This window comes from Variovorax sp. 278MFTsu5.1 (genome assembly GCF_048305045.1).
Lineage (GTDB): Bacteria > Pseudomonadota > Gammaproteobacteria > Burkholderiales > Burkholderiaceae_C > Variovorax > Variovorax guangxiensis.
In genome coordinates, this window is record NZ_CP157622.1 from 5,785,107 (window position 1) to 5,797,556 (window position 12,450).

The 12,450-nt window shown below is 67.9% G+C and carries 15 protein-coding genes; 10 read left to right on the forward strand and 5 right to left on the reverse strand.

Going from position 1 to position 12,450, the window contains the following annotated elements:
- Positions 1-8: 8 nt before the first annotated feature.
- Entirely contained in the window at positions 9-662 is a 654-nt protein-coding gene (locus ABL844_RS26900) for a TetR/AcrR family transcriptional regulator (RefSeq protein ID WP_184640722.1), read from the reverse strand.
- A 131-nt stretch (positions 663-793) separates the two neighbouring features.
- Between ABL844_RS26900 and ABL844_RS26905 the strand changes: the two genes are divergently transcribed.
- The 5 genes from ABL844_RS26905 (at position 794) to ABL844_RS26925 (ending at position 4,169) form a co-directional block, all read left to right on the forward strand.
- Positions 794-1,231: a VOC family protein gene (locus tag ABL844_RS26905; protein ID WP_418129599.1), complete on the forward strand. Its 438-nt coding sequence runs from the start codon at positions 794-796 to the stop codon at positions 1,229-1,231.
- A gap of 40 nt (positions 1,232-1,271) precedes the next feature.
- Positions 1,272-1,799, forward strand: coding sequence for an SRPBCC family protein (locus tag ABL844_RS26910; RefSeq protein WP_126025583.1), 528 nt, complete (start codon positions 1,272-1,274; stop codon positions 1,797-1,799).
- 18 nt (positions 1,800-1,817) lie between these two features.
- A complete protein-coding gene (locus ABL844_RS26915; RefSeq protein ID WP_007833153.1) occupies positions 1,818-2,237 on the forward strand; it encodes a VOC family protein in 420 nt (139 codons plus the stop codon).
- A 35-nt stretch (positions 2,238-2,272) separates the two neighbouring features.
- A complete protein-coding gene (locus tag ABL844_RS26920; protein ID WP_418129600.1) occupies positions 2,273-3,739 on the forward strand; it encodes a DHA2 family efflux MFS transporter permease subunit in 1,467 nt (488 codons plus the stop codon).
- Positions 3,740-3,809: 70 nt separating this feature from the next.
- Positions 3,810-4,169: a DUF1428 domain-containing protein gene (locus ABL844_RS26925; protein WP_126025586.1), complete on the forward strand. Its 360-nt coding sequence runs from the start codon at positions 3,810-3,812 to the stop codon at positions 4,167-4,169.
- Between the two features lie 119 nt (positions 4,170-4,288).
- Here ABL844_RS26925 and ABL844_RS26930 read toward each other — a convergent pair whose 3' ends face one another.
- From ABL844_RS26930 to ABL844_RS26940, 3 genes are all read right to left on the reverse strand, one after another.
- A complete protein-coding gene (locus ABL844_RS26930; RefSeq protein WP_126025587.1) occupies positions 4,289-5,047 on the reverse strand; it encodes a sulfite exporter TauE/SafE family protein in 759 nt (252 codons plus the stop codon).
- Between the two features lie 113 nt (positions 5,048-5,160).
- Positions 5,161-5,997, reverse strand: coding sequence for an intradiol ring-cleavage dioxygenase (locus tag ABL844_RS26935; RefSeq protein ID WP_126025588.1), 837 nt, complete (start codon positions 5,995-5,997; stop codon positions 5,161-5,163).
- A 185-nt stretch (positions 5,998-6,182) separates the two neighbouring features.
- Positions 6,183-6,884 carry a methyltransferase family protein gene (locus ABL844_RS26940; protein WP_206169584.1) on the reverse strand — a complete coding sequence of 234 codons (702 nt, stop codon included), beginning with the start codon at positions 6,882-6,884 and terminating at the stop codon, positions 6,183-6,185.
- Positions 6,885-7,054: 170 nt separating this feature from the next.
- On the opposite strand from ABL844_RS26940, the gene ABL844_RS26945 reads away from it, so the two are divergent.
- From ABL844_RS26945 to ABL844_RS26960, 4 genes are all read left to right on the forward strand, one after another.
- Positions 7,055-7,948 carry an AraC family transcriptional regulator gene (locus ABL844_RS26945; protein WP_184640728.1) on the forward strand — a complete coding sequence of 298 codons (894 nt, stop codon included), beginning with the start codon at positions 7,055-7,057 and terminating at the stop codon, positions 7,946-7,948.
- A gap of 101 nt (positions 7,949-8,049) precedes the next feature.
- Positions 8,050-8,715 (forward strand): AzlC family ABC transporter permease, encoded by a 666-nt coding sequence (locus ABL844_RS26950; RefSeq protein WP_206169585.1) that lies wholly within the window; start codon positions 8,050-8,052, stop codon positions 8,713-8,715.
- Positions 8,712-9,035, forward strand: a complete 324-nt coding sequence (locus ABL844_RS26955; protein ID WP_184640730.1) for an AzlD family protein — start codon at positions 8,712-8,714, stop codon at positions 9,033-9,035. The genes ABL844_RS26950 and ABL844_RS26955 overlap by 4 nt, the downstream gene beginning before the upstream one ends.
- A 64-nt stretch (positions 9,036-9,099) precedes the next feature.
- Entirely contained in the window at positions 9,100-9,564 is a 465-nt protein-coding gene (locus ABL844_RS26960) for a YbaK/EbsC family protein (protein ID WP_126025592.1), read from the forward strand.
- A 109-nt stretch (positions 9,565-9,673) separates the two neighbouring features.
- Here ABL844_RS26960 and ABL844_RS26965 read toward each other — a convergent pair whose 3' ends face one another.
- Complete coding sequence (locus tag ABL844_RS26965; protein ID WP_418129601.1) at positions 9,674-11,272, reverse strand: glycosyltransferase family 39 protein; 1,599 nt, start codon at positions 11,270-11,272, stop codon at positions 9,674-9,676.
- A 152-nt stretch (positions 11,273-11,424) separates the two neighbouring features.
- Here ABL844_RS26965 and ABL844_RS26970 point away from each other — a divergent pair, with 152 nt between their 5' ends.
- Positions 11,425-12,345, forward strand: a complete 921-nt coding sequence (locus tag ABL844_RS26970) for a LysR family transcriptional regulator (RefSeq protein ID WP_184640732.1) — start codon at positions 11,425-11,427, stop codon at positions 12,343-12,345.
- Positions 12,346-12,450 lie beyond the last annotated feature (105 nt).

The window sequence follows — 12,450 nt, forward strand, 5'->3', positions numbered from 1 at the left end:
CGCGGGCTTCACAGACCCCGCTCGACCATGTCGATCAACTGCTGGCCCAGCTTGTAGGCCGCTTCGGGCGGCATCTCGCGCAACGGCCCGTCGATGATGAGCAGCGCCAGCCCGTGCACCGCGCTCCACGCGCAGTACTCGGCGTTCGGGCGCCGCGCCGCATCGAGCACGCCGGCATCCACCAGCCGGTCGATGGCCTTGCCCAGCAACTGGAACGGATCGAGCCCGCTCTCGCCGGCCTTGCCTGGGCCGAGTTCGCCGCGCCCCTCGTCGGAGATCACGAAGGCCGTGCGGAACAGGCCCGGCTCGGCCTGGGCGAAGCGCAGGTAGGCGGTGCCGATGGCGCGCACCTGCCCGCGCGCGAAGTCGGCGGGGGGCTGGTCGCAGGGCTGGGCCGCCAGTTCCTTTTCCATCGCCTGGGCCGCCGCGGCCAGCGCCGCCTCGCGCACCGCGAGCAGCAGTTCCTGCCGGCTTTCGAAGTGCCGGTAGGCCGCGTTGGGCACCACGCCGACGCGCCGGGTGGCCTCGCGCAACACGACCGCGTCGGGACCGCCGTCGCGGGCCAGTTCGATGCCTGCTTCCAGCAGCGCCCGGCGCAGATCGCCGTGGCGATACGTGCTGCGGGCGGGCGGCAGGCTCTCGGGGACGTTGTTGAGCTTCATCGCTTCTCCATGTGGACACTGTCCATTATCTCTGCTATTCTTTGTGGACGGTGTACACAAAGTAATCCGATTGTTTGCGGCCCGAGACACCGGGGGCCTCCGAGTCACCTCTTCAGTCCAAAGGAATCGTCATGAAAGTCCAGTCGTATCTCTCATTCGAAGGCCGCTGCGACGAAGCGCTCGGCTTCTACAGGAAGGCGCTCGGCGCCGAAGTCACCCAGCTCATGCGTTACAAGGAAGCACCCGCGGGCACCCCTTCGGAGAACGCCGAAGCCGGCTGTGCCGGCGGCACGCCCGATGCCGAGAAAGTGATGCACGCGGTGTTCCGCATCGGCGAGACCGAGCTGATGGCCTCCGATGGCCGCTGCTCGGGCCAGCCGAAGTTCGAAGGCGTCATGCTCGCCCTCACCGCCAGCACCGACGCCGAAGCCGTCAAGTGGTTCGACGCGCTGGCCGAAGGCGGACAGGTCATGCAGCCGCTGATCCCGACCTTCTTCACCTCCAAGTTCGGCATGCTGACCGACCGCTTCGGCGTGGGCTGGCTGCTGGTCGTCGCACAGCCTGCCTGATCGCACCCGCCCGCGCCGCCAATCTTCCGGAAGCCCCGCCATGCTCAAGAAAATCGCCCTCGTCATCGTGCTCGCGATCGCCGCGCTGCTGATCTTCGCGGCCACCCGGCCCGACACTTTCCGCGTCGAGCGCACCGCGCGCATCGAGGCGCCGGCCGAGAAGATCTTTCCGCTGATCGACGACTTCCACCGCTGGGGCGCCTGGTCGCCCTACGAGAAGCTCGACCCCGCCATGAAGCGCAGCTTCGGCGGCAGCGCGAGCGGCAAGGGCGCGACCTATGCCTGGGAAGGCAACGACAAGGCCGGCGCGGGCCGCATGGAGATCGTCGAGTCGGCGCCTTCGTCGAAGGTCGCGATCAAGCTCGACTTCATCAAGCCCTTCGAAGGCCACAACACGGCCGAATTCACGCTGCAGCCCCAGGGCAATGCGACGCAGGTCACCTGGGCCATGTACGGCCCGAGCCCCTACGTCGCCAAGCTCATGGGCATCTTCTTCAACATGGACCAGATGATCGGCAAGGACTTCGAGACGGGCCTTGCCAACCTGAAGGCCGCCACCGAAAAGTAATTCCCGAAAGGAAAAATCATGCCCCACATCCACGCCTACCTCACCTTCGACGGCAACGCAGCCGAGGCCATGCGCTTCTACGAGAAGACGCTGGGCGGCACCATGCAGATGATGATGACCGTCGGCGAAGCGCCCGACACCGAGCAGTTCCCGCCCGAGGCGAAGAAGCGCATCATGCATGCCTCGCTCGCCTACGGCCAGGGCATCCTCATGGCCTCCGACTCCATGCCCGGCCAGCCGTACGAAGGCATGAAGGGCTTCGGCGTCGCGCTGACCATCGAGACCGTGGCCGAGGCCCGCCGCGTGTTCGACGCCTTCGCCGAGGGCGGCCATGTCGGCATGCCCTTCGAGAAGACCTTCTGGGTCGAAGGCTTCGGCATGGTGACCGACCGCTTCGGCACTCCGTGGCTCATCAACGGCGGCAAGCCGCTGGTCTGAGCCGCTTCCTGTCCACTCCAAGAAACCCGCTTCCCATGACCAACCAACTCGACAGCCGCAAGCGCTGGCTCGCATTGATGGTGCTGTGCCTCGGCGTACTGATGATCGTGCTCGACACCACCATCGTGAACGTGGCCCTGCCCTCGATCCGCACCGACCTTGGCTTCACCGAGACCTCGCTGGTCTGGGTGGTGAACGCCTACATGCTGACCTTCGGCGGCTTCCTGCTGCTGGGCGGCCGGCTGGGCGACCTGTACGGCCACCGCCGCGTGTTCCTCGCGGGCCTGGTGCTTTTCACGGTGGCATCGCTGGCCTGCGGGGTCTCGACCTCGCAGGGCCTGCTGGTGGCGGCGCGCGCGGTGCAGGGCCTGGGCGGCGCGGTGGTGTCGGCCGTGTCGCTCTCGCTCATCATGAATCTCTTCACCGAGCCGGCCGACCGCGCAAAGGCGATGGGCGTGTACGGCTTCGTGTGCGCCGGCGGCGGCAGCATCGGCGTGCTGCTCGGCGGCCTGCTCACCAGCACGCTGAGCTGGCACTGGATCTTCCTGGTCAACCTGCCCATCGGCATCGCGGTGTACGCGCTGTGCGTGGCGCTGCTGCCCAGCGCGCGCGGCCATGCGCACGGCGAGAAGCTCGACGTGGCCGGCGCCATCACCGTCACGCTCTCGCTGATGCTCGCTGTGTACGGCGTGGTCAACGGCAACGAGGCCGGCTGGGACTCCACCCAGACGCTCGGCCTGCTCGGCGCCGCCGTGGTGCTGCTGGCGATCTTCATCGCCATCGAATCGCGCGTGCAGCATCCGCTGATGCCGCTGGGCCTGTTCAAACTGCGCAGCGTGTCGGTGGCCAACGTGGTCGGCGTGCTGTGGGCCGCGGCCATGTTCGCGTGGTTCTTCATCTCGGCGCTCTACATGCAGCTGGTGCTGAACTACACGCCAATGCAGATCGGCCTGGCCTTCCTGCCGGCCAACATCATCATGGCGGTGTTCTCGCTGGGCCTCTCGGCAAAGATCGTGATGCGCTTCGGCATCCGCAAGCCGCTGGCGGCGGGGCTGTGGCTCGCGGCCATCGGGCTGGCGCTGTTCGCGCGCGCGCCGGTCAACGGCAGCTTCGTGCTCGACGTGCTGCCCGGCATGATGCTGCTTGGCCTGGGCGCGGGCATGGCCTTCAACCCGGTGCTGCTGGCCGCGATGAGCGAGGTGAGCCCTGCCGACTCGGGCCTGGCCTCGGGCGTGGTCAACACCTCGTTCATGATGGGCGGCGCGCTGGGCCTGGCCGTGCTGGCCAGCGCGGCGGCCGCGCGCACCGCGTCGATGGAAGCCGCCGGCGCGCAGATGCCGCTGGCGCTCACCGGCGGCTACAACCTCGCGTTTCTCGTCGGCGCCGTGTTCGCGGCGGCGGCGGGTCTGCTCGGTGCCTTGCTGCTTCGCTCCGCCATGCCGGGGCAGATGCAGAACAACGAAGAAACAGCGGCACCCCAGGGAACGGCGGCATCGCAATGAGCGGCAACGTGCCATGCAGCCGCCGGTCTTCTTTCTTCAACGGTTCCACAGACTCTTCAGGAGAACAAACATGGCTCGCTATGTAGACGGCTTCATCATCGCCATCCCCACGGCCAACGTCGAGGCCTACCGCAAGCTGGCGCGCAAGGCCGGCAAGGTGTGGATGGAGTACGGCGCGCTCGAATACGTGGAGTGCATCGCCGACGACGTGAAGCCGGGCAAGCTCACTTCATTTCCGCAGAGCGTGAAGCAGAAGCCCGACGAGACCGTCGCTTTCTCGTGGATCGTCTACAAGTCGCGCAAGCACCGCGACACGGTCAACGCGAAGGTGATGGCAGACCCGCGCATCGCCGGTATGGACCCCAAGTCCATGCCCTTCGACGGCAAGCGCATGATCTTCGGCGGCTTCAAATCCATCGTCGAGTTCTAGGCTCGCCCCCAGGCTTCGCGCACTTCGTGTCGCTACGCCACCCCCCTACCGGGGGCAACACCTGCGGCCCGGCAAAGCCGGTTCCGCGGTGTTCGCGAAAAGGCCTCGCTTCGCCGGCCTCAGGCCAGGAAGCCGTCATAGACGAGCTTGAGGCCGGTCAGAAACATCCCGAGATAGACGAAGCGATAGAACCACGTCGCATCGATGCGCCGCGCGATGCGGATGCCGACCCACACGCCGAAGGGCGCGATCGGCATCAGCACCAGCGAGGTGGCCAGCGTGCGGAAGTCGAGCAGGCCGAGCCACGCGTAGGGAATCCACTTGCTGAGATTCACCACGAAGAAGAAGTAGGCCATGGTGGCCGTGAAGATCACCGGCGAGAGCCGCAGTGGAATCACGTAGGCGTTGATCGGCGGCCCGCCCGCGTGGGCGATGAAGCTGGTGAAGCCCGACACCGTGGTCAGCACCGCGCCGACGCCGCGCGAGGGCAGCGGATCGTCGGGCTTCGGCGGAAACAGCAGGCGCTGCGCCAGAAAGAGCAGCGTGAACACGCCGACGATGCCCGCCACAGTGTGTGCCGAGAGCATGCGAAACAGCAGCGTGCCGATCACCGTGCCCAGCAGCCCGAAGGGAATCAGGAACTTCAGCAGCGAGCGGTCGAAGTCGCGCCGGAACGCGGCAAGGCCCAGCACGTCCATCAGCAGCAACAGCGGCATCAGGATCGCCGCCGCCTGCGGCACGGTGACGGCCAGCGCCATCATCGGCACCGCCAGCGAGCCGAAGCCCGCGCCGAAGCCGCTCTTGCTGATGCCGAGCAGGAGCACGGCGGGAATGGCGACCGCGTAGAAGTACGGGTCGGTGATCAGGGGAAAAGCCATGGAGGGAGGAAGCAGCCGCACAAGCCCCGCCATCGCGGCGGGCCTGCCGAGCGTAGCAGGACGGTGCCGGCCGCGCCCGCCAGGGGACTACTCCGTCCGCTGCAGAACAGCCGCTATCCCTGCTTCAGCGGATTGAGCACGAAGTCGAAGTCGAGCCGCCAGCGGCCGTTGTCCTGCTTCGTCCAAGGCGCGACCAGCGACTGGCGCACCGCGAACACGGCATCCGAGTCGAGGTACTCGTCGCCCTCGCGGAACACGTGCGTGATGAGCCGCTCGTAGCCCGGCGCCTCGATCTTGAAATGCAGGTGCGCGGGCCGCCACGGATGGCGCTTCGTCGCGCGCAGCAGGTCGCCCACCGGCCCGTCGACCGGGATCGGATACGCCACCGCCACCACGCTGCGGAAGTGCAGCGAGCCGTCGGGCCCCGTGCGCAGCGTGCCCCGGTTCTCCGCGTGGTCGAGCCCCGCGTGCTGCACGTCGTAGTGCCCGCCCGCATCGGCCTGCCAAACATCGACGACCGCATTCGCCACTGGCTCGCCGTCGAGACCGCGCACCGTGGCGAACACGTCGCAGGGCTCGCCCTCGGCGCCGTTGGCCACGTCGTCGCCATGCTCGTACTCGGGCGCGCCATCGAAATAGAAGGGGCCGAACACGGTCGCCTCCGTGCAGCCGGCCGGCTTGTCGTTGTTCATCGCGATGGTGAGCATCGAGAGCCCCAGCACGTCCGACAGCAGGATGAACTCCTGCCGCTTGTCGTCGCACTTCCGGCCCGTGGCCGTAAGGTACTGGATGCCCTGGAACCACTCGTCCTCGGTGAGCTTCACCTCGCGCGCGAAGGCGTGCAGGTGCTGCACCAGGCTGGTCAAGATCTCGCGCAGGCGCGGATCGGGCGTGTCGGCGAAGCGCGCGAGCACGGCCTGCGTGATGTTGTCCTGGTTGAGGTTGCGCATCGTGGCTGTCTCCATGTTGTCCGGTCGAACTTCGACTTCGCCAGACTGTAGGCCGCTCGCCGCGCCGGTTGAAGCACCCCGGGCGCAAATGATTTTTCCGTGCAGCGGAAAGGTCGCTCGCCCTGTGGCGGCGTTCCGTCTGCGGCTGGCTATCGGGGAGACGCGCTCACCGCTTCCGGCCGCTGTCACCACAGGCCGGGGAGCAACCTCCAGCGCACGCGACCGGCATAGTCCGCGTAACCGGAAAGCTCTGCCTGCAACAGGCGATCTTCCCAGGAGGTTCGCAGTACCAGCAACGCCGAAGCGAGCGCGGCGGGCAGGAGCGCCCACAGCGAGCCCAGCGCGAGCGCCATGCCGAAGAACAGTGCGAGCGCCGCGGCATAACCCGGATGCCGGATGAACCGGTAAGGCCCCACATCGATCACGCACTGATGGCGCTCCGACTGGATTCGAACGCCGGGCTCGAAGAAAGGATTCACGGCCTGTGCCCAAGCGGTCATTGCGATCCCGGCGAGCAACGCGACGTGCCCCACCACCATGACCCAGGCCGGCACTGGTGACCACTGATAGCGCCCGGCATCGAGCGCCGCGACGGGAAGAATCGCCACCATCGCCGGCAGGATGACCGCAAGCAGCGCCTTGTCCCAGTCTTTCGTCCCCGGCTGGAAGCGACTGCGTGCACGATAGATCATCGGGTTGACTCGCGCGAGCACCAGTGCCGAGACACCGAACCCAAGAAGCAGCACTGCAAGGAACACCCACCCAGGTCGCCAGCCGATGGAGCCTGCGGGCAGGAAGATCAGGACGAGCAAGGCCAGCGGCAGGCCGATCGCATAGGCGATCGCTGCAGGCGGTGAGATCGATGGCGGTTGCCTGGGGGCTTCCATGACTGGTGCTCCTTCCGGGGTCATCCGATCCGGCGCGCTTCTTCGTCATTGCGCTGCCGCGCGCGAGCCGATGACGTGCGTTGCGGGTCTCGATGATGTGGTCATCATGCCGGATCAGGCATGTCAATTTTCTTCAAGACAGGCGTTTCCTGCGCTGCAAGAATGGCTTCATGCGAGAAGACGGACACCGTGAAGAAGCACTCGGGCCTGATGGCCTCCGATCCCGCAACGCGCTGCGGGACGACGCACGCTTCTTCACCTCGGGGTGCATGACAGGCGAGGAACGGGTGGACTGCCTGACCGCAACCTTCAGGAAGCACCGCTATGCCCTGCATGCGCACGAGACTTTCGTGATCGGAGCGATCACCTCGGGCTGTGGCACCTTGTGGCTTCAAGGTACGCGGCATCGCGCCAGCCCGGGAGACCTGACGCTGCTCAACCCGGAAGACGTGCACGACGGGACGCCCCATGACGACACGGGCTACAGCTACCGGGTGACCTACCCTTCCGCGTCGCTCGTTCAGCGCCTGGCGGCCGAGATCACCGGCCATGAAGTCCAGCCGCATTTCCGGTGCCGGGTGATCCGGGACCCCGCCGCGGCCACTCGCCTGGTGGCCGCGCACCTGGCACTGGAGACCTATGGCTGGTCGCTGGGCACGGAGGAAGCGCTGCTGCTGGCCTATGCCTGCTGCCTCGAGCGACACGCCGAGCGCTTCCGCCCCGAGGCCCCGCGAGGCCGGGAGCAGCAGCGAGTGTCCAGGGTCAAGTCGATGCTGGAAGATCAAGCCACGTCGAGCGGCGTGTGCCTGGCCGACCTCGCCGGCGAAGTCGGCGTGAGCCGGTTCCACCTGATCCGCATGTTCCGCAATGAAGCGGGGACCACACCGCACGCCTATCTGGTCGGCCGCCGCATCGAGGCGGCAAAGCGCCGCCTGCGCCGGGGAGAAGCGCCGATCGCCGTGGCGTCGGCAACCGGCTTTGCGGACCAGGCCCACCTGACACGCGTCTTCAAGGCCAGGGTCGGCGTGACGCCCGGTGCCTACAGGGACGGGGTGTCGAAATGAGGCCGCGCGAAGGCCCCGCCTCATCCGCGGCTCCGCCGGATCGCCGACCCTCCTCGCTCGCCACAGCCGCCGAAGGCGCAAGGGACATCCTGCCTGCGGTGATGGTCGCGGTTCCGATCGGCCTGCTGCTCGGAGCCCTGTGCAGGTCCAAGGGCATCCACGCCGCAGAGGCCGGATGGATGTCACTGCTCGTCAACGCGGGTGCATCGCAGTTCGCGGCGGTCCAGCTGTGGGCGAACGACGGGCCGAGGCTCGGGCCGATCCTGCTGTCCACCTTGCTGATCAATGTGCGCCACGCGCTGATGAGCCTGACCCTCGTTCCGAAGCTCGCGAAGGCCGGCATGACGCGCCTGCGCATGTGCGTGGCGCTGGCCTTGCTCACCGATCCGACATGGGGATTCGCAGAGCAGCGTGCGCGCGCGGGCCTGCCGGTCACCTGGTCCTACTGGATGGGCCTGGCGCTCGTCTTCACGGCCGCGTGGGCTGGTGCGACCATGGCCGGCGCGTGGCTGGGCGCCTATCTCGGCGATCCCCGGCAGATCGGCGCGGACTTCGCGCTGGCGGCCTTGTTCATCGGCATGACGGCCAGGTTCTGGATGGGGTGGCGGCGCACCGGTTTTGCCATCGCCGCCAGCGGCCTGTCGTCGGCGGCCGTGTTCCACACCCTGGGTGCGCCGTGGCACGTGATGGCCGGCGCCATGGCCGGCATCGCGGTGGCCTACTTCGCGGCGCGGCCGGAGCAAGCACAGGAGCCGCAGCCCGCATGACGTTCCACGCGACAACCCTCGACGCGATCGCGGCGATGGCCATCGTCACCTATCTCACCCGGGTCGCCGGCATGCTGTTGGTGCGCGGGGATCGGTTCGCCGTCCGCGGCCGCGCGAAAGCAGCCCTGGATGCCATACCGCCCGTCATGTTCGTCACGATCATCGCGCCGACCCTGCTGGTCACCGGCTGGCCGGAAACGCTGGCGGGCCTGCTGGCGGCGGTGGCCTCGGTCCGCCTTCCGCTTCTCGGAACGATCCTGGTGGGCGTCGTTGCGGTGGCCGTGCTGCGTCTTGGCCTCGGCATGGCAGGTGCGCCATGAGTGTCCGCGAGTACGGCAACCACGGCTCGGATCGGCTTCCCGGTTCCTCGATACCCTGGATGCGATGAGCCCGGCCATACATTCCTTCCTGACGTCGAGCGATGCGATCTTCGAAGTGCACGACCACGACGCCGTGGTGAGCTTCGCTGAAGCGCAGCGCCTGCTTCCCTTCGATCCCGACGCGATGGTCAAGAGCCTGGCCTTCCGCCTGCCGGGCGATCGCTACGCGATCGCCGCCATGCGGGCGGCCGAGCGCGCGGACTACAAGAAGATCGCCGATGCACTTGGCGTGAGGAGAGCGGATCTCCACATGGCAACGGACATGGAACTGGCACAGTTCCTCGCGATGGTCCCGGGAGGCGTCGTACCCTTGCCGATCAACGGGGCACGGGTAGTCGTCGATTCGGGAGTAACGGCAATGGAAACGATCTATTGCGGCACGGGGCGGAACGATTCGACCCTGCAGATTCGCAGTGCCGAACTTGTCCGGGTAAGTCGCTGTGCGCTGCACGACCTCGTCAAGCGGTGATCGCCCGCACTTGCCGGACTGAGTCCAGCATTGCCGGTCGCGGCTCTTCGTTTGATCGCCAGAGTCAACGGGTCGGCCGCGTCTGAGCCCAAGAGATTCCTCGCAGCCATCAGGGCGCAGCCGCCGGCAGGCAGCCCCGCAGCTCTTCCTGCACATCGCTGCCCGGCAAGATGCCCCAGCGCACCCGCACACTGCGCGCATCGTCCTCGCCCGCCCAGGGCAGGCGCAGGCTGCCGGAGCAGCTGGCGGTGGCCAGCAGCGGCTCCAGCAGCGCGCCCTCGGAGCGGAACTCCGGCGTGTCGAGGATCAGCACCATGCCGCCCTCGCGCGCCAGCGCATCGGGCGGCAGCCATGGCGAGGTGCGGGGATCGCCGTCGATCAGCAGCTGTACGTCCGGGTCCATGTGCAGCACCACCGCGCCGGTGAACCAGGTGTCGCCCACCATGAGCGTCAGCGGACGGTCGCCGGCGCGCTCATGCCACACGGCCTGAACGGCTTCGGCGATCTGCCCCGATGGCAGGTTGGCGCGGGTGATGTAGCCATGGCGCGCGCTCCAGACGCCATCGACCCAGGCCTGGCCGAACGATCCGGCGATGTGGAGGATGGCAGCCACAGTCAGCGTGCCGACCCATCGGCGGCGCGTCCAGCGGTCGGCTTCGAGGCCCGGCACCACCATCACGGCCCACACGGCGACCGGCAGGAAGAAGGTGCTGAGCCACGAGGCCACCAGCCGCATGTGGAGCAGCACCGACATCGCCAGCACCAGGCACAGCGGCCCGAAGGTGGCCCAGGCGAGGAAGCGGCGGTCGAAGCCGCCTTGCGGCGTCTTCTCCTGCGCCGTGCCGCGCTCGCGCGTGAACCACGCCCACGCGACGAACAGCAGCATCGGCGACAGGCGAGCGACCTGCACCAGCAGGATGCGAAGCGGCCGCGGGTGCACATGCTTCAGCAGCGGCCCCGACGGATGCACCGAATGCCGCGCATAGCCGATGGTCTGGTCGCCGTGCTGCAACAGCCATGCGAGATGCGGCGCCATGAGCAGCAGCGCCACGCCGCCTGCGCGCAGCAGGTCGCGGCGCACGCGCGCGTCTCGCCACGATCCCTCGCGCAGGATGAAGCCCGCGCCCACCGCGAACTGCACCAGCGCGCTGTACTTGGTGAGCATCGACAGCGCCGCGAACACGCCGAGCCAGAGCCAATCGAAGCGGCCGCCTGCCGAAGGCCTGCGCAGCACGCGCCACAGCATCCACCAGTAGCCCGCCATCGGCAGCAGCTGCACGGTGTTGTGGTTGAAGATGGTGGCGCGCTGCACGTGGTAGGTCACCAGCGAGCCGAGCAGCACCGCGAGCGCCGCCCGCATCGGCGGCATCATGCCCAGCGACCAGCGCCACATGATGTAGAGCGCGCCCACGCCGCAGCCCACGCCGGCGGCATAGGTCAGCCAGGGCTGGCGGCCGGCCAGCAGTACCGGCAGGCCCATCAGCCAGCTCGGCAGCGGCGGGTGTTTGTAGTAGCCCCATTGCATGCTGCCGCCCCAGAAGAGCTCCTCGACGTTGTCCCAGGGCGGCGTCTCGTAGAACGTTGCCATGGGCAGCGTCCACAGCACCACCAGCGCCAGCAACGCGACGACGACCGCGCCATTCAGGGAAAGATGCCGCGCGAACGCGGGCGTCGGACGGGCGCCGGGAGGGATCAGCCAGGAATTCATTGCCTCCCTTTGTAAAGCTGCAGTCCTAACGGCACCTGACCAACCCGCCATCCCCTGCACTCCCCGGCACATAGAATCGCCAGCCTGCCTGCAGGCGTCCGGGCCCCGGTTCAGCCCAGGATCGGCCCGCAAGTCTCGGAGACACACAACCCATGGACCGCTGGACCGAAATCGCCCTGCTCGTGCAGATCGCCGATGCCGGCAGCCTGAGCCGCGCCGCCGAGGCGCTGGGCCTCTCGAACGCCGCCGCCAGCCGCCACCTGAGCGCGCTCGAGGCACGGCTGGGCGCGCGGCTGGTCGAGCGCAACACGCGCCGGCTGTACCTCACCGACACCGGCCGCGAGTTCTGCGGCCGCGCCCGCACCATCCTGGCCGACCTGTCGGACGCCGAATCGGCGGTGAACGCCACCGCGCTCAACCCCACGGGCACGCTGCGCGTCACGGCATCGCTGTCGTTCTCCATCCACCACATCGCGCCCCTGCTGCGCGAGTACACCGACCGCTACCCGGGCGTGACGGTGCACGTGGAGGCGGCCAACCGCTACTTCGACCTGATCGACAACAACATCGACGTGGCGATCCGCACCCGCGAGTTCGAGCCCGACTCCAACGTCACCATCCGCCGGCTCGGCGAGACGCGGCGCATCCTCGCGGCCTCGCCGCGCTACTTCGCGCAGCACGGCTTTCCGAAGACGCTGGACGAGCTGAAGCGGCACAAGCTGCTGATCTACACCCATGCCAACAACCCGAACGAGCTGCGCTTTCGCCGCGGGAAGGAGACGCACACGGTGTCGGTCACGGGCCTGCTGGAGTCGAACGACGGCCAGGTGCTGCGCGCGGCCGCGCTGGACGGCATGGGCATCCTGGTGCAGCCCACCTACATCGTCTACGACGACATCGTGGCCGGCCGGCTGGTGCCCACGCTGGACGACTGGGACCTGCCGCACCTGACGATCAACCTGGCCTACCCGAGCCGCAAGCACCTGTCGGCCAAGGTGCGCAGCTTCATCGACTTCATGGCAGCCCACTTCCGCAAGATGGACTACGAGCGCAAGTGGACAGGCAGGTTCTAGGCTCGCCCCCAGGCTTCGCGCACTTCGTGTCGCTGCGCCAACCCCCTACCGGGGGCAACACCTGCGGCCCGGCAAAGCCGGTTCCGCGGTGTTCCACGAAAGGGA